Below are 25,249 nucleotides of genomic sequence, written 5' to 3'. Positions count from 1 at the left end.
TAAATGATCACTTATTTTAGTAGTGGTGGAACAGCTTCATAGTTGATTTCTACACGGCGGTTTTCTTTCCACGCACTTTCATCATGGCCAGGATTAACTGGCATTTCTTTACCATAGCTCACTGCTTCAAGTTGGCCTGCATTTACACCAGAAGTGATCAGGAAACTTTCTACTGCTTTGGCACGACGTTCACCAAGCGCCATGTTGTATTCACGTGTACCGCGTTCATCTGTATGGCCTGTCAGAGCTACACGAGAATTGGCATTTGCCATCAGGAACTGGGCATGTGCTTGCAGAGTACGGATATCGTCATTGCTCAGTTCACTGCTGTCATAGTCAAAGTGAACTACACGTTTAGCTAAATAAGCCTTATTTTCCGCAGTTACACCTTTAGCAGATGCACCGGCCATATTTTGAGCACTTAAAGCTGCATCTTCACTTAGACCTTCAGTGTTTACAGTGGTGGTGCCACTGGTATCCAGGTTGCCAGTTTGGACTTCAGCTGCTGGTTTACGGCTGGCACAACCAGTCATTACGACTGCAGCTGCAAGTAAAGGAAGTGCAAATAATTTTACTTTGTTCATTCTTCATCTCCATGAAGGTTGATTATGGGGTAAAGCATTTATAAATATTGAACTATTATTTTGGTGCCCAAGCAGGTTCGCGGACTTCACCTGTTTCACTTGGCAAATTCATGCGGAACCGGCCATCGAGAGACATAATGGATAACAATCCACGGTTACCTTCGCGAGTGGCATAGACCACCATCTGACCATTCGGCGAGAAGCTAGGTGATTCATCCAGGCTGGTTGGCGTCAGGATATTGGTCACACCTGAGCTAATATCTTGTACAGCCACTTTATAGTTACTGCCACTTGGACGATGAACCAATGCAAGTTTCTTACCATCTGCACTTAAGGTCGCGCGGGCATTAAATGCGCCACGGAAAGTCAGACGTTTAGTACTTTCATTATTGAAATCATAGCGGTAAATCTGCGGAGAACCACCACGATCTGAAGTAAAGATAAATGATTTTCCATCTGGTGCATAACGTGCTTCTGTATCAATTGCGCTATCGTTAGTCATGCGTTTTAACTGACGTGTTTCCAGATTCATCTGATAGATTTCCGGGTTACCGTGCATAGATGCAGTGAACAGCATGCTCTTGCCATCTGGAGAGAAGCTTGGCGCACCGTTTAAACCACGGAAGCTGGCCAGCTTTTCACGTTGACCAGTTGCCAGATCCTGTACATAGATGGCCGGACGTTTGGTCTCAAAAGACACATATGCAATTTTTTTCGCATCCGGTGTCCAGGCAGGTGACAGGATTGGATCACGCGAAGTCAAAATAGTCTTTGGCTGTTCACCATCCGTATCGGCAATCTGCAAGGTATAACGCTGCTCAGGCGTTGCCGGGTTACGTAAGACATAAGCAATACGGCCAGTGAAATCTCCTGGAATACCGGTTAATGCCTGATAGATGGCATCACTGATCATATGGGCTGCCTGACGGGTACGTGAAGCAGGAACAGTCAGCAACTCATTCAGTAAGTATTGACGCTTTTCGACATCATAGAGTTGATACTGAATGCTATAAGAACCATCCGGATTGGTCTTGGATGAACCGGTCACCACATAGGGTACGCCTGCAGCTGCCCATGCTTCAGCATTTGGCGAATTTAATTGTGCTGTAGCAGGTAAATTCTTCGAGGCACTGGCAAATTTTCCAGAACGATTCAGGTCATTTTCCACCACCGGATAAATACTCTGATCCTGGCTAAAAGGCACAATGGCAATTTTAGGAGCAGCTTCAGGAGCTTTGGTAATTTCCAGATGCAGTTGGGCCTGAGACTGGGTCGCAGTGACCGCACCCAAAGTGGTCATGATTGCAAGGCAGAGTAGGTGTTTGCGTGTCTTTTCCATCATTCGTTATTTACTCAAATCAACGGAGTTATTTATAAGTGATTGGGCTACATCATCGCATGGATTTATGCGAAATAGACCACGAATTTATCATCAAACTGTTATATCACTATGGGGAGTGATTATTATTTAATCTGTTTCAATTGAAGTTTAACTCAAAAAAACAGCCATAACACTTTTTCTTTATTATGGCTGTTTTTCATTAATGAGCTGTAAAGGTTGAAGTAAAACTTCGTGCTTCACGGCGTGCATCCGGATCTGAAGGCATTGGATAAGGTGCAGCAGCACGTACTGCCGCTTCTACACTGGCTTTCATATCTGGATCACTGGCACTCACCACCACAGAAACCACAGAACCACTATCGCTCAAAGTGACCCGAGCAGTCGCTTTCTGGCCTGAGGAGCCCACTGGGGTATCCCATGCACGTCTGATTTTATTTTCGAAATCACGTTTTGCAGTAGAGGCAATTCGCTTAGATTCCGCTTTTTTCTGTGCAGCTTCTTCAGCAGCCTGTTTGGCTGCAGAGGCTTTGGCATCAGCTTCTGCTTTGGCTTTCGCATCTGCATCTGCTTTAGCCTTTGCCGCAGCCTCAGCTTTATGTTTAGCATCCGCCTCTGCTTTAGCTTTTGCAGCGGCATCAGCTTTATGCTTGGCATCAGCATCCGCTTTGGCCTTCGCAGCGGCATCAGCTTTACGTTTAGCTTCGGCCTCTGCTTTAGCTTTCGCCGCAGCGTCAGCTTTGTGCTTGGCATCTGCTTCCGCTTTAGCCTTCGCAGCCGCGTCAGCTTTACGTTTAGCTTCAGCCTCTGCTTTGGCTTTTGCCGCAGCGTCAGCTTTATGTTTAGCATCCGCCTCTGCTTTAGCTTTTGCAGCCGCATCGGCTTTACGTTTAGCTTCGGCATCTGCCTTGGCTTTTGCCGCAGCATCCGCTTTTGCCTTGGCTTGAGCCTCTGCTTTTTGCTTGGCGGCTAAATCAGCCTTTTTCTGCGCTTCAAGTTTGGCTTTTTGCGCAGCATCGGCTTTACGCTGTGCTTCTACTTCCGCCTTACGCGCTGCTTCAGCTTCGGCTTTAGATTTTTGTGCAGCCTCTGCTTTGGCTTTGGCAGCAGCCTGTTTTGCCTGTTCGGCGGCTTCAGCACGTTTTGCTGCTTCGGCTGCTTGCTGAGCGGCTTTGGCTTGAGCAAGCTCTGCCGCTTTGGCTTCTTGCTGAGCTTTTTGAATATCGATCTGTGGGGGTGCTGGTGCAGGCTGCGGTGCCGGAGGTGTCGGTGCAGCTGCCGTTGGAACCACAGGTGCAGGCTCTACACTCGGTTCAGCAGTTTGGGTAATTTCTTCTGCAATATTTTCATGTGCAGTTTCTTCAAACTCAGTTTCTTCACGAGTCACCGGCTTGAGGTCTTCAGGTTTAATTAAGACCGTTTTAATCTGTTTTGGCGGTTCAGGTGGCTTACTCATGCCCAGAAAAAGCAGGCCCACCAAAGCAACTGCATGGATTCCTAGCGTAAACCCAATCGCAATTGCTTTCTTCTGAAACGGTGGTTTCTGATAATTTTTCATACTTTATTCTAATGGCTTGGTCAGTAAACCCACTTGGGACAAACCGGCATCTTGCAGGCTTGACATCAAGGCCATCACATCGCCATAAGGGCGGGTGGTATGACCATTGATCACGACATTGAGGACCTTGTTTTCACTTTCCGCAGTGCTTTGCGCTTCTATCAAAGTCTGCGTCAAAGCCTCTAGGGTGACAGGACCTGTGGTCTGATTTTTATATTCCAGAAAATAAGTACCATCTTCTTTTAAAGTGACGATAGTAGGCGCATCTTTGGATTCGATCGGTAAGCCATTGGCCTGCGGCAAATCGACCTTGATGCCACTGGTAATCATTGGAGCAGTTACCATGAAGATGACCAGAAGTACCAGCATCACATCGATGTAAGGCACCACATTCATGTCACTTTTCAGTGGTTTTTTAATGCGCTCGAAGCGTCCTGAACGTTGAATGGCCATTAGTCATTGTCCTGTGTAGCGCCCACAGATTGACGTTGCAGCAGAGCTACCATTTCTTCAGCAAACAGGGCGCGGTCAGAGTACAGTGCTTCACCTTTAGATGTGAAATGGTTAAAGGCTAAAACCGCAGGAATTGCAGCAAATAAACCAATCGCCGTTGCAATCAGGGCCTCTGCAATACCAGGTGCGACAGTGGCCAAAGTAACCTGATCGACATCTGCCAGACCAATAAAGGCATTCATGATGCCCCAGACGGTACCAAACAGACCGACATAAGGAGCGACTGAACCAATACTGGCCAGCGCACCCAAGCCTTGTTCCAGATGTCCCTGATCACGACTTAAACCTACCCGCAGAATACGTTCGGTTCCTTCAATTGACTGGGCAGTTAGAGCATGGCGTTTTTTAAGTTTAAGGAACTCGCCCAGACCCTGATAGAAGATATCTTCCAGACCAGTACGTTTGGAATTGAGCTGGGCATTGTTATAAAGCGTCTTGAGTTCGGCACCTGACCAGAAAATTTTCTGGAAATGATCGTCGTCAGCCTGAGCCTTTTTATAGCTCATGGTTAACTTAGCAATCAGGTACCAGCTGTACAACGAGGCTAACAGGAGAGAAAGCATCACCAGTTGTACGACAGGGCTTGCTTGTAAAATAAGATCTGAGACTTGAAGAGATGATTCTAACTGAGTTGCCATAGCTGTTACGTGTGCCAAATAATTTTTTTAGTCTTGTTCCAATTCTTTATGAATCAGTTCGCGGATTTCATCAGGAAGTCGACGTGGTTTCATGTCTGCACTAATACATGCCAACTCGACCTCACCAGATGCAAGCATGATTTCACCACGATAAATATTTTGTTGCAATACAAATGATGAAGCTTTACATGAAATGACACGTGCAGTCACGGTAATCAGGTCATCCATGAGGATTGGGCGCATATATTTGACGTTAATTTTGTGCACAACAAAGTTATAGTCGGATTGATGCCAGTAGTGACTCACTCCGGAAGCACGTAACCATTCAGTACGGGTACGTTCCATATAGCGAATATGGTTAGCGTGGTAGACAATGCCACCCGCATCAGTATCTTCAATATAGACGCGGATATTGAATTCAAAGTGATTCGCCATAGTTTTGTTCCATGCAGATTTTACGAAATTATTGCTTGTTTTTGGAGGCTGGAGCAGGCTTAGAATTTGCCTTATTCATTCCAAAAGTCAAGCAATTTAGCGCGTCAAAGTTTAGCACTGTGAGCTTTGAGACCAATGGCACAAGATGTCAAATCTGGATGGAGTAGGGGCTAAGCCAGTACGGAACGACCAATTGCTTATTAATACGGCGAAGTAAAAGCATGAATGAGACCAGTCACTCATGCTTGAGGAACTAAGAATCAGCTTTTGTTATTTTGCTTCCAGCTCATTTGTACCTGATTGGCTACTTTCGGATAATCCAGTATAAAACGGACATGACTTTCTACGCCGGTTTTTAAAGTCGCATCATCGACTATAAAATTCGGGTTATGGTTCGGTGCTGCTTTGGCTGGGTCCTGATCGGCTGGCGTTGCACCGACGAAGACAAACAATGATGGCATCAGCTTGCCATAATAAGCAAAGTCTTCACTGGCACTAGCATTGTTATCAAGCAGATGCAGTTTATTTTCACCATTCACCTTAGCCAGAGTCGGACGCATCAATTCGGTCAAGGTTTTGTCATTGGTGGTAACAGGTGCATAGGGTGCAATTTCTACTTTGACTTTGACATCATTGGCTGCGGCATTGTGTTCCAGCATTTCCGGCAAGTCTTTTAAAATGCCTTGACGGACATCTTCACTGTTAGAACGAATCGTACCGACCATATTCACCTGATTAGGAATCACATTTCCTGTGGTACCACCCTGAATACTTCCAATACTGACCACGCCCATGCCTTTGGTCAGATCTGCTTTGCGGCTCACCAGACTTTGTAAATTATTAATCATCTGTGCAGAAGCATAAATTGGATCGCGACCTGCCCAAGGCATTGAACCATGTACCTGATGGCCATCTACCTGTATACGTAAATGATCCGCGCTATTGAGAATTGCACCATCTTTATAGAAAATATTGCCGCTTGGCATACCCGCCATCACATGCATTCCAAAAATCACTTCAGGCTGAGGATTCTTGAGTGCGCCATCAGCCAGCATTTTACGTGAGCCGATCTGATCACCTTGACTAAAGTTATCAATATCTGCACCGCCTTCTTCTGCTGGCTGGAATACAAAAACTACGGTTCCGGCAATCTTATCTTTATTGGTAGCGAGCACTTTGGCTGCACCTAGTAGCATTGCGGTATGCGCATCATGACCGCAGGCATGCATCACATAAGTTTCCTTGCCTTGATAAATACCTTTCTGCTTGCTGGCAAAAGGTACAGCTGCCGTTTCCTGAATCGGCAAGGCATCCATATCTGCACGTAATGCCATGACGGGGCCAGGTTTTGAACCTTTTAGAACGCCGATCACACCTGTTTTGGCATAGCCTTTACGTACTTCAATACCATAGGACTTTAATTCTTTTTGTACTAATTCCGAGGTTTTGAATTCCATATTGCCCAGTTCAGGATATTGGTGAATATGCTGGCGTAGTTTGATGGTATGCGCTTCGGCTGCTTTAACAGAATCATCTACCCAATCTGCTAAAGCCAGTTGACTGCAAAATAAAAGAGGGAGACAAAATGAAAGCGTCTTATGCATGTTCATATCAGGGAGAACCTTAAAAATCTGAATAGAGTTAAAGAGATGCCTGAGCATTACATAATGCACTACATTTGACCAAAACCCTCTGAATATGGATTTCATACCTTTTCGGTATATTCATTTTTAGTACTTGCTGATAAAGGGAATTTTACAGAGGTAGATACTGTAAAATTATGTAATTATAAAAATTTAACGGTCTATTTTATTTAAAAAATTCAAACGAATAGAGAATTATTAAAGGGAATTTGTATCTGATTTAAAAATCTTTCATTATCTAAGTTTCAACTATTTCTCTAAGTTAAATACTATTTTGGCATTAAAGTTGCTTTGATTATTTCATAATTATTATTGATATAATTTAAAAGAAATAGCCTAAGTATTTGCTTAAAGAGCAATAACTATAATAGCTAAATAAACTACTTAATAATAAAGATTCGAGTTTGTGCTTTTGGAGCTAATTGATTGCAGTAGTCAATTAGCTCTTTTTCTTTATGATAAAAAATGGCTAAGCCAAAAGAATTTTAACCCTTACTTCGGCTCAGGCGGCGTTATGCCAAACTGTAAATAAGCCATATTGGTCGCAATACGACCGCGCGCAGTACGCATCACATAACCTTGCTGAATCAGATAAGGCTCAATCACATCTTCCAGCGTACCTGAATCTTCTGCCATTGCTGCTGCCAAAGCTTCTACACCCGCCGGGCCACCATCAAAGCGTTCTAGCAACATCGACAGGTAACGACGGTCGAGAGTATCCAAGCCATCTTTATCCACGTTCAACATATCTAATGCACGTTGAGCCATTTCCTGAGTGACTTCACCTGTGCCTTTGACTTGAGCATAGTCACGTACACGACGCAATAAACGGTTGGCAATACGCGGTGTACCACGTGAACGACGTGCAATTTCTTTTGCGCCATCTTCGGTCATTGGAACATCCAAGAGGCTTGCAGAACGTTTCACAATATGAGTGAGGTCATCGACTGAATAGAATTCCAGACGCTGCACGATCCCGAAACGGTCACGTAGTGGAGAGGTAAGCAGACCAGCACGTGTCGTTGCAGCCACCAATGTAAATGGAGGTAAGTCCAGTTTAATCGAACGGGCAGCAGGACCTTCACCAATCATGATATCCAGCTGGTAGTCTTCCATTGCTGGATACAAAATTTCTTCAATCACAGGTGACAGGCGGTGAATCTCGTCAATAAACAGAACATCACCTTCCTCAAGATTGGTCAGCATTGCTGCCAGATCGCCCGCACGTTCTAATACTGGACCGGAAGTCGATTTGAGATTGCCACCCATTTCACGGGCAATAATATTCGCTAACGTCGTTTTACCCAGACCCGGAGGTCCAAAGATCAAAGTATGATCGAGAGCTTCAGCACGGCCACGAGCAGCACCAATAAAGATTTCCATTTGCTCACGCACCACGGGCTGACCGATATAGTCATCGAGGGAAGCCGGGCGGATGGCACGATCAAAATGATCTTCGGGTTTTTCAGAACCACTGATGAGACGGTCTTGCATATCTATTAACTTAATCTCTTTATCGAAGCTGTTTGATGCTGCAGAAACAGCCTCAAATAATGATTTGTGTTTAACTGCCATTGTGTAGGCGTTGTCTTACTTTTGAAAGATCAAAAGTAACAAAAATCTTTTGTTGAGTTGAAGGTACTTCCTGTACCTCAACTCGACCGGCGACATCCATGTCGCCAAAGCTCGAGCAAATTTTGGATTGAAAATTTGCTCATAGGTAAATTGCTTATTTATTCATCGACTTTAATGCAGCACGGATGATGTCACTGGCTTCGGTAAACTCACCTTTGGCTGCATTCACCAGTTTTTGCGCTTCAGCCGGTTTATAACCGAGAGACTGTAATGCAGCTTCAGCTTCAGCTACGGCTGAATTGCCCATAAACTGAATTTGTGGCGCTGTCGAGTTGCTTGGAGCAGTGCCCGCAGACATAGCTTTAAAGCGGTCGCGCAGTTCAATCATCAAACGTTCAGCAGTTTTCTTGCCGACTCCAGGCACTTTAACCAACGTATTTACATCTTCATTCTCAACAGTATGGATCAGCATCTCCACACTTAAAGTTGAAAGAATGCCGAGTGCCATTTTCGGGCCAACGCCGTTCACTTTTAATAAAGTGCGGAAAATGGTTTTTTCCTGAGCATTTAAAAAACCATATAGCAATTGTGCATCTTCACGTACAGCCAGATGTGTCCATAGGGTAATTTTCTGGCCTTTTTGCAACTGGCAAAAAGTAGTGAGCGGCGTATCAATTTCATAACCCACACCATTCACATTTAATAATACAGTCGGTGCTTCCAGCGCCAGCACTTCACCAATCAGGCATCCAATCATCTTTTATCATTACTCAATTCAGTTTTGCAGCATAGTAGTCAGCATTTTCAGGAAAGGCAAAATCTCCTTCTGCAAAACAGGTGATTTTGCTGCAATAAGCATCTAATTCAGCAAGATGTTTTATAACAATCCGGCTTTATTACCCTGCAATTCCTGTGACAGGTTATAAGCCTGATGATCCGAAAATTTCGAGATAATATCTAATACCTGCATAATATTGTCATAATGGCTGTCTTTAAAGTTTGCACCTGAACGTTGCAGAATCGACATTAACCGCTGTTCCTTAAAGCTCAGGTTTTTATGTGGTGTGGTCAGCGGAATAAAGGCATCCAGAATATTTTGCAGACTTTGATGGGCAATGATCTCTAGGCCCGCTTTCTGTGGATGTTCAAAAATCTTGTCACGTGCCAGTTCTTTGGCGCGGTTAATACCACTTTCAATATCCGATGAACAGTACTGCAATAAAGTGCCTTGTAACTGGCCAGACAGAATCTGGTCATGATGGCGTGCAAAAGCAGTCGTCACTTCATTCACCAGACGTTTCATCACACGGCCACGCAGGGCAGCAATTTTCTGTTGCCAGGTCGTGTCAGGCATACCAATCTCGGAAGGCGTGCCATAATCTCCGAGCAGATTTAAAAATACCGGTTCCACTTCAGCATAGCTGAGCATGTTCAAGCTGATGCCATCTTCTAGATCAATGAGGGCATAACAAATATCATCAGCTGCTTCGAGTAAGTAAGTCAGTGGATGACGACAATATCGATACTCGCCGAGCTGGATCAATCCAAGCTCTTCCGCGATCTGCTTTAAAATCTCTTTTTCTGCCTGATAGCAGCCAAACTTGGCACGGCTACTGGCAGGTAAATCTACCTGCGATGCCATGGTTTTTGACAGCCACGGATATTTTAAATAAGCACCCAAAGTGGCATAGGTCAGGCGCATGCCGCCATCATTTGGATGATAGTCAATCTTGGTTAGAAGCCGCAGGCCTTGGGCATTGCCTTCAAACTGACGTACATCTGCTTCCTGTTCAGGACTTAAATCTTTTAAGAAGTCAGTATGTGATACATCATCAAACCATTCCCGAATTGCATATTCACCGGCATGGCCAAAAGGCGGATTACCGATATCATGTGCCAGACATGCTGCCTGAATAATGGCACCCACATCAGCGGGAGACACCCAAGGGGGAAGCTGGTCTTTAATTTTCTCGGCAGCCAGCATTCCTAGCGAGCGCCCAATACAGGAGACTTCCAGTGAATGCGTCAGGCGCGTATGAATACCATCGTGCTGGGTTAAAGGATGCACCTGGGTTTTACGGTTGAGCTGCCGGAAGCTCTGGGAAAAAATAATACGGTCATAATCTTTGTGGAACGGGCTACGGGCCAGTTCTGTACTCTGCTTTTTACTACCAATCCGAACTGTCGAAAGCAGTTCCAACCAACGCATTTGAGTCATTTATCATTATTCAGTTCTCTACTTTCTGCATCATGCCAAAAAAGAGCGTAAAGCACTAGGGCAGTGCGACATGAAATGTCATTTTGAATTAGCTTAGCTGAAATACAGCGAAAGATTGTCAATTTGGTGACAGGGCTGAGCCAGCAATTTCAGGCAAATTATGACCATAATAAAATCAATTTGCAGACCAAATATGACGACAGCACACGCTACACCACCTAATATTTTACTCATCGTCGCTGATGATCTGGGCTTTTCTGATCTGGGTGCATTTGGCGGAGAGATCCAGACACCACATTTAGATGCGATTGCCCTGGAAGGATTACGTTTAACTAATTTCCATACCGCTTCGACCTGTTCACCCACCCGTTCCATGCTGCTTTCCGGTACAGATCATCATCTGGCAGGATTGGGTTCCATGGCCGAAGCCATACGACCTGAACAGAAAGGCCAACCGGGTTATGAGGGGTATTTAAATGATCAGGTTGCGGCTCTACCGGAACTGTTACATGATGCAGGCTATTACACCATCATGTCTGGAAAATGGCATCTGGGCTTAACTCCAGACCGTTTTCCGGCACGCCGTGGTTTTGAAAAGTCATTTACCTTGCTCCCGGGTGCAGCCAATCACTATGCGTTTGAACCCGATATTCCAGAAGAAGAAATTCCGGGCCTGTTGAAAGTAACTCGGGGGCTCTATGCAGAAAATGATGAATACATTACTGCATTGCCGGAAGACTTCTATAGTTCAGACTATTTTACAGATCGCTTGCTGGATTATCTGCAAGATGATGAGAGTCGTGCAGAACGCCCATTCTTTGCCTATTTGCCATTTTCAGCACCACACTGGCCTTTGCAAGCCCATCCGGAAGATATTGCCAAATACAAAGGCGTATATGATGAAGGTCCTGAAGTATTACGTCAGAAGCGTTTAGCCAAAATCAAAGAGCTCGGTTTAGTAGGTGAAGATGCTACGATTCATCCAGTATTGGCGAAAACTAAATTCTGGAACAGCTTAACGGATGAAGAAAAGCAGTTCTCGGCGCGTACCATGGAAGTCTACGCAGCAATGGTCGATCGTTTAGATCAAAATGTTGGTCGTGTGATTAAACATTTAAAACAGACTGATCAATACGACAATACCATTATTATTTTTCTTTCGGATAATGGGGCAGAAGGCGCTCAACTAGAAGCATTACCAGTCTTTGGTCCTGATATTGAGACCGTAATTGCCAAATATTATGACAATCGTCTGGACAATATTGGTAAAGGTAATTCTTATGTCTGGTACGGTGAGCATTGGGCACAGGCGGCCACAGCGCCATCTCGTTTATATAAAGCACATACCAGTGAAGGTGGAATTCGTACACCTGCATTCATCAAGCATCAGGGCTTCGCACGCCAAAATGGCATCAGTCATGAATTTTTAACGGTGATGGATCTACTGCCGACTTTACTGGAAACACTGAATATCCAGCATCCGGGACAGCAATATAAAGGTCGTGAACTGGTGCCATTACGGGGTAAAAGCATTTTGCCGTATTTGCAGCAACAGCAGGCCCATATTCATGCTGAAGACCATGTCACGGGTTGGGAGCTGTTCGGACAAAAAGCCTTACGTAAAGGGGATTGGAAGGCTTTATTTATTCCCGCACCGAATGGCCCAAACAAGTGGCAACTCTATAACCTGGCAGAAGATGGCGGTGAAACAGAAGATCTGGCAGAGCGTTATCCAGAAAAATTACAGGAGCTATTGGCAGACTGGAAAGTTTATGTACGAGAAAATGGTGTGGTAGAAATTGAAGGTGGGGGAATTTTATTAAATAAAACTGCCTGAGCTAATCTTATTAGGGTATCGAATTTCAAAACTAAACAGATATTCGTGAGAATGAACTAAAAATAAAAAACAGGTCAAACGGCCTGTTTTTTATAGAACAATAATTTTGATAGAAAGTAAATCTTACTCTGTGGACTGAATATTTAATATAGTTGATCATCATTCAGACAGATGGCAAAAAGCAGCGCAGCTACCTATTTTTGATCAAGAAATAATAAAGAAGTCAATTCTTGGCTCATTTTTATTAAAAATTGAGATTAAATTTTAAACCACTTGATATGATCAATAGTGTTGAAAAATAATACAAAATTTTTAAGTTGAATTATTCTTGACTAGTTTTAATTTTTCTTTAACAAATTGTGTTAAGCTGTGCGACTACATTCAATTTTTTTATCTGAAAATAAAAGCATTATTTATAAAATGCTATAGCTTTTCGCTTGAGTTTTCTCATTTCCTCTCTAGCCGATTTATGTATTTCACAGTAGAATATGCGCTCTCTCAAGTCACATTGTGGCATGGTCGCTCGATCATCCCGTGGAGCCAAAATCAGCATGTTTATCGTTGCCGGTGCACCTGCACATTCTTCTTTTAAGAAAGCTCAACTACTCACACGTTTATCGTCAATTAGTTCTGTTCAATCACTAGAAAGTCAATTTGTTTATCTTTTTGACCAAGCGCTCAACGAGCAACAACAGCAATCCGCTTTACAGCTTCTCAACGATGGTCAATCATTTGAACTGCGCCAGGCTGCAAGTGATGAAATCCAGATTCTAGTGACACCGCGTGTCGGCACGATTTCACCATGGTCATCAAAGGCAACTGATATTTTTGCCAACTGTAATACACCGGTTCATCATTTAGAACGCGGTGTTTTGTTTACTTTGAAGGGCGAAAAAGAGCTTTCTAAAGAAGCATTACAGATCTTGCATGACCGCATGACTGAAAGTGTTTTCAATGCGATTGAAGATGCTGCAGTGTTGTTTACTGAAACTGCGCCAAAACCTTTGAACTCGATTGATATCCTGGGTCAAGGTAAAGAGGCATTGGTAAAAGCCAATAATGAGTTCGGTTTTGCGCTGTCTGAACAGGAAATTGATTACCTGACAGAAGCATTTACTAAACTGGGTCGTAACCCGAACGACATTGAACTGATGATGTTTGCGCAGGCTAACTCAGAGCACTGCCGTCATAAAATCTTCGGTTCTGAATGGACGATTGATGGTGAAGTTCAACCATTGTCATTGTTCCAGATGATCAAAAATACCTATAAAGAATCACCAACAGACGTATTGTCAGCCTATAAAGACAACGCATCGGTGATTGTTGGTTTTGACACACAACGCTTTTACCCAACTCAAGAAGATAACGGTCAACACGTTTATAAATACAAGAGCCAGGCCGCACACATCCTGATGAAAGTGGAAACTCACAACCACCCAACAGCGATTGCACCATTTGCCGGTGCAGCAACTGGTTCAGGCGGTGAGATTCGTGACGAAGGCGCGACTGGTCGTGGTGGTAAACCGAAAGCTGGTTTAACGGGTTTCACCGTATCTAACCTGAATATTCCTGGCTTCGAACAGCCTTGGGAAGAAAACTACGGCAAACCGTCACGTATGGCATCTCCATTGCAGATCATGATTGAAGGTCCATTGGGGGGCGCAGCGTTTAACAACGAATTTGGTCGTCCAGCGCTGACTGGTTATTTCCGTACTTTCGAACAAAACGTCAATGGTGAAGTGAAAGGTTTCCATAAGCCAATCATGATCGCGGGTGGTTACGGTAACATCCGTCCGGACCACGTTGAAAAAGATGCGATTCAACCAGGCGATCTACTGATCGTGCTTGGCGGTCCAGCAATGCTGATCGGCCTTGGCGGTGGTGCTGCATCATCTGTAGACAGCGGTAAACTGGGTGAAAACCTGGACTTCGCTTCTGTACAACGTGAAAACCCGGAAATGGAACGCCGTTGTCAGGAAGTGATTGATACTTGCTGGCGTATGGAAGATGAAAACCCAATCGTTTCTGTACATGACGTCGGTGCGGGCGGTATCTCGAATGCGATGCCCGAGCTGGTAAATGACCATGAGCTTGGTGCGGTGCTTGATCTTCGTAAGATCCCATCGCTTGAGCCAGGCATGTCGCCAATGGAAATCTGGTCAAACGAAGCGCAAGAGCGTTATGTACTGGCGATCCGTCCAGAATCTCTACCTTTATTCGAATCGATCTGTGCGCGTGAACGTTGTCCGTTTGCGGTATTGGGTGAAGCAACTGAAGCGCGTCATTTAACCGTTGAAGATCCATTGTTCGGCAACAAGCCAGTGGATATGCCAATGCAAGTGATGCTTGGCGGAACACCACGTATGAGCCGTTCATATGAAACTACTGCACGTAAAGGCGATGACTTTGATGCCTCTAAAGTGACTGATCTGAAAGATGCGATTTATCGCGTGATCAAGAACCCAACAGTCGCTTCTAAATCATTCCTGATCACTATTGGTGACCGCTCGATTACCGGTATGGTGGCACGTGACCAGATGGTTGGTCCATGGCAGGTTCCTGTGGCTGATGCTGCAGTAACAACAACCAGCCTTGTCGGTTACACAGGTGAAGCAATGGCAATGGGTGAACGTCCACCAGTTGCATTGTTAAACCCAGCGGCTTCTGCACGTTTATCAGTTGCTGAATCGATCTCAAATATTATGTCTGCGAAGATTGATCAAATCAGCGACATCAAACTGTCTGCAAACTGGATGGCTGCTGCAGGTCAACCGGGCGAAGACCAAGCATTGTTCGAAGGTGTAAAAGCCATTGGTATGGAAATGTGCCCTGCACTGGGCATCGCAATTCCAGTCGGTAAAGACTCATTGTCAATGCGTACCACCTGGAATGACGAAGGCGAAGACAAATCTGTTACTTCTCCAATGTCAGGCGTGATCACTGCATTTGCACCTGTAACTGATGTTCGTAAGACATTAACCCCTGAGCTGAAAAATATTGAATCTGTACTGGTTCGTATTGATCTATCTAAAGGTCAGTTCCGTTTAGGCTGTTCGATCTTGGCTCAGGTATACAAAGCTATCGGTTCAGTGACTCCTGATGTCGACAGCTTTGATGACTTCAAAGCATTCTTCGCACTGGTTCAAGACTGGAACAACCGTGGTCTGATCAAGGCTTACCATGACATCGGTGATGGTGGTTTACTGGCAACTGTTGCGGAAATGATGTTTGCTGCACGTCTAGGCGTAGCGCTAGAAGACCAATCAGTTGAAGCATTGTTCGCTGAAGAAATCGGTGCAGTTCTGCAAATCGCGAAAGCAGATTGGGAAGTACTACAATCAGAAATCGCAGCTTCAACTTTGAAAGATGCGATCTCTGTAGTGGGTACAGTGAATAACTCTGACCAGTTATCTGTAAATGGTCTGGTACTGGAACGTGCTGACCTGCAAGTGGCTTGGACTGAAGTTTCTCATCAAATCCAGCGTCTGCGTGACAACGTAGAAACTGCTGATCAAGAATTTGCATTAGTAACAGACAAAGCACACAAAGGTTTGATTGCTCAACCGACATTTGATCTGAATGAACAAATCGAAGCTCCGTATATTAATTCACGTCGTCCAAATATGGCGATTCTGCGTGAGCAGGGTGTAAATGGTCATGTGGAAATGGCAGCAGCATTTGATAAGGTCGGCTTCAATACAGTTGACGTACACATGAGTGACTTGCTTGCTGGTCGTATCAGCCTGGATGACTTCGAAGGTCTGGTCACATGTGGTGGCTTCTCTTACGGTGACGTATTGGGTGCAGGTGGTGGCTGGGCGAAATCAGTATTGTTCAATCAGCAACTTCGTGACCAGTTCGAGAAATTCTTTAACCGTCAGGAGACCTTCTCTCTAGGGATCTGTAATGGTTGTCAGATGCTGTCACAATTAGCTCCACTGATTCCAGGTGCAGATGCTTGGCCTCGGTTCCATCGCAACAAATCAGAAGTATTTGAAGCACGTAGCGTCAATGTTCGTGTAGAGAAATCTCACTCTGTATTATTAGAAGGCATGGAAGGTTCAATTCTTCCAATCGCTGTGGCACATGGTGAAGGTCGCGTAGTAGCATCGGCTGAAAACATTGCTGCATTGAATGCCAATAATCAGGTGATTATGCGTTATGTGGATAGCCAGGGTAATGCGACTGAGCAATATCCACTGAACCCGAATGGTTCGCCTGAAGGGATTTCTGGTGTAACTTCGAAAGATGGTCGTGCGACTATCTTGATGCCACACCCTGAGCGTAACTTCCGTGCGATCCAGCACTCTTGGAAACCAGAAGACTGGGATCAGGACGGTGCATGGTTACGCATGTTCCGTAATGCTCGCAAATTTATTGGTTAATCTGATTTAGCTTCAAAAAAAGGGTCGCAGCAGCGGCCCTTTTTTATAATTTGAACTTATGGGAAATTAGTAAAACTAGAAAAATCATTTACTTTTGTTTAGACTAGCTTCATCAATTGCCACCAGTGGGTGGCTTTTTGCTTTCTAAGCAGTTTGAAACATTTATTTAATTTTCTCCCGCTGAACTGGTTTAGATTTTGCTTTTATATCTGCATAGAAGTGATATTGTGTAAATAATGCACAATATTTATGCACTTTAAAGGAAAGATGGTATAGATCAGTTCAGTATCAACACTCAAGAATGAGGTGGTGACATGGCTAAGATGCTCAGAATAATGGATAGAACAGAATTACGTCAGAAAGGTTGGTGGTTATTTGGTTTTGTTGTTGGCCTACAGGTACTGTTCTTGGTAGGTAGTTATTTGCTACAGAGTTCTTGATCAACAGATTTAAAAAAGCCACCGAAAGGTGGTTTTTTTATCGCTAAACAGTGAGCTGAATCTACTTTAACGTTACCTTCAGCGTATTCACATAATCAAAAGCATTATTAATACTGTGCTGATAATACCAAGCGATATAACCAACCGGCCTAACCAGAATTACACAGATTCATGAATTTCAGACTTGCCATTCTAGGGTTTATAACATCATGAGAAGCAATCCGAATCACATCCAGATATGGTTAGTTCAAAGATTCAGCTGCCTGTTCCCAATCTTCACCAGAACATCAGTATTAAATACTGCGTCATGCAAGACACCATGTGTATACCTGAAACACGCATAAATGTATGAGGAGCAAAGTCTGGCCATGCATAGAAGATAGTTATATGAGTATTCGTATAAGCTATTGATCTATTAATATTTTCAATAGGTTGGCCTAAATCGTAAGATAAGCACCTATTTTTTGAAGTGAGCAATCTATGGAACTTCGACATTTACGCTATTTTATCACCGTGGCGCAGGAGCAGAGTTTCACTAGGGCTGCTGAAAAGCTGTTTACGGCTCAACCTTCTTTAAGCCAGCAGATTAAAGATCTGGAGCAGGAAGTTGGCGTTAACCTGTTTGAGCGTTCTTCACGAAAAATACAGTTAACCGATGAAGGTAAGGCCTTTTTAATCTATGCAGAAAAAGCTCTAGAAAATGCCAAATTGGCCGTTGCGTCAGCACGACAGGTGGCCCAGCAGAAAAATAACCAGATTCATATTGGTTTTCTGAATGTTGCCGAACTAAAAGTCATGCCACATATTTTGGCCAAGTTGAAAAAGACCATGCCATATCTGAAAATTCATCTGCATAGCCTGTTCTGTCTGGAACAGCTTCAACGTCTAAAAAATGCTGAACTAGATCTAAGTATTACCCGTTTTCAGATGGATCATCCAGATTTTGACAATATTCATTTATTGACGGAGCAAATTCACTTGGTTGCAGCCAAGCATTTGCACCCAACCGATCGAATACTGAAATTACAAGAACTGAAAAATCATACGATTATTATGTGTGATCAGAATGCATCACCTGTATTTTACGAAAGACTGAATGCTTTGATGTCCTTTGATCAGCTAAAGCACGATCAGGTGCTGTGGGCGACCAATGTGCTACAGCATATTAACCTGATCAATATGGGGATGGGTTTCAGTTTTGCTCCCGATTATTTATTGCGTTTCCTGAATGATGAAGTGAAAGTGATTCAGACAGATCGACCTTTACCCCAGGTAGAACTATATGCAACATTTAACAAGAACTCTCAAAATCCAGCATTGAATATTATTACCGAAGCCCTTAACAATACGGTAAATGCTTGAAAAACTTGTAGGGATATATGCTTAAACTGATTTATTACGTACCAGATGAAAACCTAGAGGAAACCAAGAAGGCCATCTTTGCAGCAGGTGCGGGTGGGATTGGTGAATATACCGACTGTGCCTGGCAAGTGCTGGGAACTGGACAATTTAAGCCGCAGCAAGGCGCAGATCCTCATATTGGGGAAATTGGCCAGTTGGAAAATGTGGAAGAATGGCGGGTCGAAATTCTTGTACCTGATGAAAAGGCGGTTGAAGTGGCTAAGGCTCTAAAAGACAGTCATCCTTATGAAGAACCGGCATTTGAATTTATCCAGCTTTTAGATATAAAAGTTTAAATTTTTAGAATTGATATAAACCGACGGTGCATTAGTGCTGATGTGCCGTCTATCTATATATAAAAACACCCAACCTGCTTTTATTATTATAAAATTCGTCAGAACAACTCAAATAAAAGAATAAAACAAGGAATATAACAATGCAGTTGCCAAAACCGCTGAGCAGTATGTTCAAAAATACGCTGAATAAATCTATTCAATACGGTGCAGAAATCTTGCATAACCGTATTCCATATTCCCATGATAATCCATATCTGGATGGTATTTTTGCACCGCAGCGGCAGGAGCATTTTTCAACTCAATTGAAGGTAGAAGGGCAGATCCCGAAAGAATTAGATGGCGCCTTGATGCGAATTGGCCCGAACCCCATTACAGTGAAAAATCCAAAAATTTATCACTGGTTTACTGGTGATGGGATGATTCATGCGTTACGGCTTAAAGAAGGTGAAGCACACTGGTACAAAAGCCAATATGTCGGTGCGGATAGTGTACAGAAGAAATTACATCGCTCAGTGATTCCGGGGAAAAGTCGTGGTGTAGCTGATCCAGTAAATACCAATATCATCAATTTTGCTGGGAAAATCTGGGCATTGGTCGAAGCGGGTGCTTATCCAATCGAAGTAAATAGTGAATTAGAATCTAAACGCCATCATCTGTTTGAGAATGATGATCCAGATTTACCATTTACTGCACATCCACATATTGATCCGGATACCGGCGATATTCATGCGGTTTGTTATGATGGGCTAACCCATAATAAAGTCTTTTATCTGCATATCGATGCCAAGGGCAAACTGAAAAATCATGTTGAGATTCCAGTCAAACATGGTCCGATGGTACATGACTGTGCAATTACTGAATCTCAGGTCTTAATTCTGGACTTAAATGTAAATTTCTCGGTGCAGAGTGCTTTAAAAGGTTCATTGCTGCCATATCAATGGAACCAGAAACATCAGGCACGTATTGGTCTGTTACCTTTTGGTGGAAGTGCTCAGGATATACGCTGGTACAACATTGATCCCTGTTTTATTTTCCATACTATGAATGCTTATGATCTGGATACAGGGGATGTGGTCATGGATGCAGTGGTACATTCCAAAGCAATGGTGCGTTCTATTCAAGGCCCAATTGAAGATCAGGATCTTAGATTAGAACGATTTGTCTTCGAAAAAAAAACAGGGAAAGTGAAGCGGACAATCTTATCGGATGTTAAACAGGAATTCCCACGCATTAATGAAGCTTATACCGGGCGGCCATATCGTTATGCTTATAGCATTTCCTTTGGCGAATTTGATGATCCTTACCATGTCAGCAGTAATAGCTTATTGGGTCATGATTTAGAAACTACGACCATAGAAAGTTATTCATTCGGAGAAAATTGGGTCACAGGTGAGGCTATTTTCGTCGAAAGAGAGGGTGCACAAGCTGAAAATGATGGTTGGCTCATGTCTTATGTGCATGCTTTAGATTGTAGCCCTTCGAAAGTTGTGATTTTGGATGCACAGCATATTAAGGATGGGCCAATTGCCACAATTTATTTACCCGTCCGAGTGGCGGTTGGGTTTCATTGTAATTGGATTGATTATCGAAAGTTGAAAGTAATATAAAATTATATTTAGGAAAAATTTTAGTTTATTTAAGTCCGTGTGAAATCAAACGGACTTTACTAGATGCTTAAATAAATCTTCAATTCCACTTTTCTTGATATTTTGAGACCCAGTACAATTTGGTTTCTATATCATAGCTACCATCGGGATTAAGGGAAATGAGGTAATGAATCTCTTTACCTCGACTACGATTACCTTTGCCTTCTGGAACCTGATTCTTATATTTCTCTATTTCTTTAGGTGGAGTGAGTATAATATGTTTCCATGCAGTGGCTGGGATTTTTGCTATAAGTTCCTCTTGCTTTAAATTCCATATTTTCAATTCCATCTTTTGTTGCTCGTTAGCAAAACCTAAAACTATGTCGCTTAAAGCTTTCTGAGGATAGTCTCCTAAGATTTTTTCTACTTGTTCCATTGTCAACCAAGGCGCATATTCAATAATAATTTGTTGAGGGACATAACCCTCGGGGGATACCTTACAGCGACTATAGGTTGTAATATATTTCTGCCTTTTTAGCGTATCTGGCGTTCCTGATAAGTTGCTACATTCAGGCCAGTTGTTTCTGTAAACAACGTCTTGTCCTTTTAAGTGATCATTTATTTGAAATGATATTGAATTTTTCATTGGCATAGCTGAACAGCCTGATAGGGCTAGACTAGTAGTGGAGCTTATTAAAAGCATTAATTTTTTCATTTTGCTTCAACCCCTGTTGCTGCATTAAAAGTAAGTGTTGTCCCGTAATTGACTTTGATCCAGTCTAGTTATTTTTGTGTTTGAATTATTTAAATTTCAAGAGTTTGATCATAAACACTTCCATTTAAAGAAAAATATTCATTTATTTATAAGAAAAATCTAAGGAAAGATGGATTTAAACAGGAGATGGGGTAGTTTTTAAAGTCTCCTGATCATTACCATATACTTACAATAAAATATCAATTCCACTTTTCTTGATATTTTGAGACCCAGTACAATTTGGTTTCTATATCATAGCTACCATCGGGATTAAGGGAAATGAGGTAATGAATCTCTTTACCTCGACTACGATTACCTTTGCCTTCTGGAACCTGATTCTTATATTTCTCTACTTCTTTAGGGGGATTTAATATAATACGTTTCCATGCTGTGGCTGGAATTTTATCTATACCCTCCTGTTCTGCATTCATTATCGCTAGTCTTTTTTTTGCTGCATCTTCTCCATTGGCGTAACGTAGTTCTTCAGGAATACCATATCCTTTTTTTATCAGCTCTGCGTAAGTGAACCAGGGGGCATACTCAATAATAATTTGTTGAGGGACATAACCTTCAGGAGATACCTTACAGCTACTATAAGTTGTAATATATTTTTGATTTTTTATTAAATCTGGAGTCATTGTCAGGTTTCTACATTCAGGCCAGTTGTTTTTGTAAACAACGTCCTGTCCTTTTAAGTGATCATTTATCTGAAATGATATTGAATTTTTCATTGGCATAGCTGAACAGCCTGATAGGACTAGACTAGTAGTTGAGCTCATTAAAAGCATTAATTTTTTCATTTGGCTTCAACCCCTGTTGCTGCATTAAATGTTAATGCTGTTCCGTAATTGGCTTTGATCCAGTTAAGATAATTTATGATTTAAAATTTTTTGTTTTAAATGCTTCTTTATAAGAATAAAATCATTATGAAATAGTTGTATGAGGAAACTATAAAATTATTATTTAGATTTTTCTAATATACTTAATTAAGCGACATCCATGTCATCAAATATTAAGTAAATTAATATTCTTAAATCCTTTAAATACTATTTTTAAACTTAAACCTTCTGAATAAACAGCTCACGATCAAAACGATACTGCGGGAAGAACACGCCATCTTTGGCACGTTCACCAGCACCAATCACCATCACTGGATATTGCTGATCATTCAGGTCCAGAATTTCACGAACCATTGGTTCATCGAAACCTTCCATCATACAGCTATCAAAACCATAAGCACGTAAAGCCAGTACCAGGTTTTCACAGGCTAATGCTGTGGTTTTACTTGCCCAAAGTTTCGCATCAGCAGGGCTAAATGCAGACACTGGCATTTGTTTATCGAGTGTACGTGCTACTTTGAAAGCAACTTTCTTAAAGTTACCAAAGGCATTTAAATAACCGGTTTTGTAGTTGTATGGAATGTACTTATAGTACTTTTTAATGGCTGGAGGCGCCTCAGGAAATGGAAACTCGCTGATATTCAGTTTAGCCATTTCATCTACACGGTCAGTACGTGCCACACAGACAATCAGTTCTGAAGCTGTTTTAGCAGCAAGCTGGCTCATACATGCTTTAACCAGACGTTTTTTCTTGGATGGGTTCTGCACCACATAAAATGTCCACGGCTGCAGGTTTGAAGAGTTTGGTGCCAGCAAGGCCAAATCCAGACAGGCATCGAGGACCTCGGCAGGAATTGGCTTCTTGGTGAATTTACGTACAGAACGTCGGCTTTCGATGACCTTTCGGAAATTGTCTACATCAATATCCTGAGGTGCAGGTTCGTAGTAACGTTTCTTTTCAGGATTTGAACTATCGGTTGTTTGAGAAGTCGTTTGGGAGTTTTTATTAGTCATAAGCTAGATTCTTTCAAAAAAATAAAAGATTGAGGCAGTCTAAACTGCCTCAATTAAAAGATAAGTTTCAGAATTAGTTGAATTGTGTGAAATCAGGTTTCCGTTTTTGCATAAACGCCTGAACGGCTTCCGTCATTTCAGGTGAACCCACACGTTTCATAAAGATCTCAGCTTCATCATCAATACATTCGATAATTTCAGCCAGATTATGCTTCATCAGTGCTTTGGTTTGTTTAATAGAAGCCAGGGGTAAAGCAGCAAGAGTTTTTGCCTGTTTTTCAGCAGCAGCATAGACATCTTCTTCAATGCTATTTACCAGACCTGCACCCAATGCTTTTTCACTATTAAATCGCTGTGCAGTAAGCAGTAACTCAGCCGCTTTATGATAGCCAGCTTGTTGTACTAACAGTTTACTTGAAGCGCCTTCAGGCGACAGGCCAAGGCTAACAAATGGAATCTGGAACAGGGCAGTATTGTCACTATAAACCAGATCAGCATGCAGCAGAATCGTTACCCCGATCCCAATCGCCACACCACGAACGGCAGCAATTAAAGGCTTGGTAAATTTTGCAGCGGACTTCAACAGGACAAAAGGAGGGGTATCGCCAGCCTTAGCTTGCAGAGGCGTCTGAATAAACTTCATGAAGTCCTGCATGTCATTGCCGGCACTAAAGTCTGCGTCTTGACCACGTAGAATCACGACACGCACACTACTATCCTGATCTGCTTCATCCAGCGCCTGTGCGATCCATAGATATAGTTCGCCGTAAAGCGCATTTTTTGCTTCAGGACGGTGAATGGCTAAGGTCAGTACGCCATTGTCTAAATTCGCATTTAAATGCTGATGCGGTTGTTGAATACAGCTCAGTGTCATCGTACTATCCTTGCTTTATTAATATGAATTTATTGGCGCTTATTATGTCGCAAAAACTTCCCTGCGGCATAACTGATGCGTTCATAAAAGTAAGATGTGCTATGAAGTATAAATTTGATTACCTGGTGTTTATTGGTCGTTTTCAACCTTTCCATCTGGCCCATATGCAAACGATTAAAATTGCCTTGCAGCAGAGCCAGCAGGTGATTCTGGCATTAGGCTCAGCACAGCAAGAACGCAATATTAAAAATCCATTTCTGGCCACTGAACGTGAAGAAATGATCCTGTCGAATTTTTCTGAAGCAGATCAGAAACGGATTAAATTTGTCCATGTCATTGATGTCTATAATGATGAAAAATGGCAAAAACTGGTGAAATCGCTGGTGTCTGAAGTAGTTGAAGCAGAAGCAAAAGTTGGTCTGATTGGACACTTTAAAGATGAATCTTCTTATTATTTAAGTTTGTTCCCGGAGTGGGAAATGGTGGAACTGGATAGCTTGGTTGGTGCTATTTCAGCGACTCCTTTACGTGAAGCGTATTATCGCGGTGAAGTGGTGGAATCAGCTTTTCCTTTAGGCACTAGTGAGTTTTTACATAAATTTAAAAATAATGAGATTTATCAACAATTGGTCAACAAGTTTGAACTAAATGATAAAACAAATCTGGGCTAAAACCGTTTTAAGGTAGTGAGTTCATTTGACTGTTAAGGATGAACACAATGAATCTATTCCTGAAAAATATAGCTTATGCAGGTGCTTTATCTGCTATGTGTATATCGGCTGCGTATGCTAAAAGCTGGACATTGACGCCTCAAAGTAGTGTCGGCTTTAGCATTAACTCCTTGGGTTTGAATGTGGTAAAGGGAAATTTTCAAGAGTTCAAGGCCGTAATGCAGTTTGATCCTGATCAGCCACAACAGTCATCTACTGAGTTCACTATGCAGGTGGATAGCCTGGAAGTTTCCAAACCTAGCCTTACAAATATGATTATGGGTGAGGACCTGTTTCATGCATCGCGCTATAAAACAGTCAATTTCAAAAGTACGCAGTTTAAGCCAAATGGTACGAATCGTTATCAGGTCATGGGTCAACTCACTCTAAGAGGGGCTACTCGACCAGTAGTTTTCGATACCACTCTGACACCGAACAAGGGTAATCCTAATCTACTCAATGTGAAATCCACTACGGTAATTAATCGCTCAGATTTTGGAATGAAGAAAGCCACTGCAGGCGTGGGTGAAAAAGTTAATATTCATTTAATGGGACAGTGGAAAACCCAATAATATGATATTCAATTTCTGTGGATTCGGCAGGACATCAT

General features: G+C 42.7%; 22 protein-coding genes. 8 read left to right on the top strand and 14 right to left on the bottom strand.

Annotated elements, in window-relative coordinates; all coding sequences use genetic code 11:
- Positions 1-11: 11 nt before the first annotated feature.
- The 10 genes from pal to FTU00_RS03020 all read right to left on the bottom strand — a co-directional run bounded on the left by pal (position 12) and on the right by FTU00_RS03020 (position 10,503).
- Positions 12-584, bottom strand: a complete 573-nt coding sequence (gene pal, locus FTU00_RS03065) for a peptidoglycan-associated lipoprotein Pal (RefSeq protein ID WP_159124033.1) — start codon at positions 582-584, stop codon at positions 12-14.
- 55 nt (positions 585-639) lie between these two features.
- On the bottom strand, positions 640-1,923 hold the full coding sequence (gene tolB, locus FTU00_RS03060; protein ID WP_171505601.1) for a Tol-Pal system beta propeller repeat protein TolB: 1,284 nt from the start codon (positions 1,921-1,923) through the stop codon (positions 640-642).
- Between the two features lie 202 nt (positions 1,924-2,125).
- Entirely contained in the window at positions 2,126-3,481 is a 1,356-nt protein-coding gene (gene tolA, locus FTU00_RS03055; protein ID WP_180010676.1) for a cell envelope integrity protein TolA, read from the bottom strand.
- Positions 3,482-3,484: 3 nt separating this feature from the next.
- On the bottom strand, positions 3,485-3,934 hold the full coding sequence (tolR, locus tag FTU00_RS03050; RefSeq protein ID WP_159124030.1) for a protein TolR: 450 nt from the start codon (positions 3,932-3,934) through the stop codon (positions 3,485-3,487).
- Positions 3,934-4,632 (bottom strand): protein TolQ, encoded by a 699-nt coding sequence (gene tolQ, locus FTU00_RS03045; RefSeq protein ID WP_166138751.1) that lies wholly within the window; start codon positions 4,630-4,632, stop codon positions 3,934-3,936. Before tolQ ends, tolR begins: the two co-directional genes overlap by 1 nt.
- Positions 4,633-4,659: 27 nt before the next feature.
- Positions 4,660-5,067: a tol-pal system-associated acyl-CoA thioesterase gene (gene ybgC / locus FTU00_RS03040; RefSeq protein WP_034170923.1), complete on the bottom strand. Its 408-nt coding sequence runs from the start codon at positions 5,065-5,067 to the stop codon at positions 4,660-4,662.
- Positions 5,068-5,327: 260 nt separating this feature from the next.
- Complete coding sequence (locus FTU00_RS03035) at positions 5,328-6,677, bottom strand: amidohydrolase (protein WP_373686155.1); 1,350 nt, start codon at positions 6,675-6,677, stop codon at positions 5,328-5,330.
- A gap of 525 nt (positions 6,678-7,202) precedes the next feature.
- Positions 7,203-8,204, bottom strand: coding sequence for a Holliday junction branch migration DNA helicase RuvB (gene ruvB, locus FTU00_RS03030; protein ID WP_180179062.1), 1,002 nt, complete (start codon positions 8,202-8,204; stop codon positions 7,203-7,205).
- 235 nt (positions 8,205-8,439) lie between these two features.
- Positions 8,440-9,042, bottom strand: a complete 603-nt coding sequence (gene ruvA, locus FTU00_RS03025; RefSeq protein WP_168406939.1) for a Holliday junction branch migration protein RuvA — start codon at positions 9,040-9,042, stop codon at positions 8,440-8,442.
- Positions 9,043-9,162: 120 nt separating this feature from the next.
- Positions 9,163-10,503 carry a deoxyguanosinetriphosphate triphosphohydrolase gene (locus tag FTU00_RS03020; protein WP_166138742.1) on the bottom strand — a complete coding sequence of 447 codons (1,341 nt, stop codon included), beginning with the start codon at positions 10,501-10,503 and terminating at the stop codon, positions 9,163-9,165.
- Positions 10,504-10,696: 193 nt separating this feature from the next.
- On the opposite strand from FTU00_RS03020, the gene FTU00_RS03015 reads away from it, so the two are divergent.
- The 6 genes from FTU00_RS03015 to FTU00_RS02995 all read left to right on the top strand — a co-directional run bounded on the left by FTU00_RS03015 (position 10,697) and on the right by FTU00_RS02995 (position 20,469).
- Entirely contained in the window at positions 10,697-12,340 is a 1,644-nt protein-coding gene (locus tag FTU00_RS03015) for an arylsulfatase (RefSeq protein WP_180179061.1), read from the top strand.
- Positions 12,341-12,891: 551 nt separating this feature from the next.
- Positions 12,892-16,725: a phosphoribosylformylglycinamidine synthase gene (purL, locus tag FTU00_RS03010; protein ID WP_180179091.1), complete on the top strand. Its 3,834-nt coding sequence runs from the start codon at positions 12,892-12,894 to the stop codon at positions 16,723-16,725.
- Between the two features lie 314 nt (positions 16,726-17,039).
- Entirely contained in the window at positions 17,040-17,165 is a 126-nt protein-coding gene (locus FTU00_RS15540) for a KGW motif small protein (RefSeq protein ID WP_252719426.1), read from the top strand.
- A gap of 480 nt (positions 17,166-17,645) precedes the next feature.
- A complete protein-coding gene (locus FTU00_RS03005; RefSeq protein ID WP_180179060.1) occupies positions 17,646-18,527 on the top strand; it encodes a LysR family transcriptional regulator in 882 nt (293 codons plus the stop codon).
- A 17-nt stretch (positions 18,528-18,544) separates the two neighbouring features.
- Positions 18,545-18,862: an NGG1p interacting factor NIF3 gene (locus FTU00_RS03000; RefSeq protein ID WP_180016970.1), complete on the top strand. Its 318-nt coding sequence runs from the start codon at positions 18,545-18,547 to the stop codon at positions 18,860-18,862.
- A gap of 140 nt (positions 18,863-19,002) precedes the next feature.
- Entirely contained in the window at positions 19,003-20,469 is a 1,467-nt protein-coding gene (locus tag FTU00_RS02995) for a carotenoid oxygenase family protein (protein ID WP_180179059.1), read from the top strand.
- A gap of 79 nt (positions 20,470-20,548) precedes the next feature.
- On the opposite strand, the gene FTU00_RS02990 is transcribed toward FTU00_RS02995, so the two are convergent.
- The 4 genes from FTU00_RS02990 to FTU00_RS02975 all read right to left on the bottom strand — a co-directional run bounded on the left by FTU00_RS02990 (position 20,549) and on the right by FTU00_RS02975 (position 23,929).
- Entirely contained in the window at positions 20,549-21,163 is a 615-nt protein-coding gene (locus FTU00_RS02990) for a hypothetical protein (protein WP_180179058.1), read from the bottom strand.
- A gap of 239 nt (positions 21,164-21,402) precedes the next feature.
- Positions 21,403-22,002, bottom strand: coding sequence for a hypothetical protein (locus FTU00_RS02985; RefSeq protein ID WP_257229781.1), 600 nt, complete (start codon positions 22,000-22,002; stop codon positions 21,403-21,405).
- A gap of 258 nt (positions 22,003-22,260) precedes the next feature.
- Complete coding sequence (locus tag FTU00_RS02980; protein ID WP_180179057.1) at positions 22,261-23,055, bottom strand: nitroreductase family protein; 795 nt, start codon at positions 23,053-23,055, stop codon at positions 22,261-22,263.
- A 73-nt stretch (positions 23,056-23,128) separates the two neighbouring features.
- Positions 23,129-23,929, bottom strand: coding sequence for an enoyl-CoA hydratase (locus tag FTU00_RS02975; protein WP_180179056.1), 801 nt, complete (start codon positions 23,927-23,929; stop codon positions 23,129-23,131).
- A 101-nt stretch (positions 23,930-24,030) separates the two neighbouring features.
- Between FTU00_RS02975 and FTU00_RS02970 the strand changes: the two genes are divergently transcribed.
- Both FTU00_RS02970 and FTU00_RS02965 read left to right on the top strand, forming a co-directional pair.
- Entirely contained in the window at positions 24,031-24,600 is a 570-nt protein-coding gene (locus FTU00_RS02970; RefSeq protein ID WP_004784571.1) for a nicotinate-nicotinamide nucleotide adenylyltransferase, read from the top strand.
- 47 nt (positions 24,601-24,647) lie between these two features.
- Positions 24,648-25,211, top strand: coding sequence for a YceI family protein (locus FTU00_RS02965; RefSeq protein WP_180179055.1), 564 nt, complete (start codon positions 24,648-24,650; stop codon positions 25,209-25,211).
- The last annotated feature ends 38 nt before the right edge of the window (positions 25,212-25,249 follow it).

Origin of the sequence: Acinetobacter sp. YH12041, assembly GCF_013419975.1 — a bacterium.
Classification (GTDB): Bacteria; Pseudomonadota; Gammaproteobacteria; order Pseudomonadales; family Moraxellaceae; genus Acinetobacter.
This window is presented reverse-complemented; position numbering and strand designations above follow the sequence as displayed.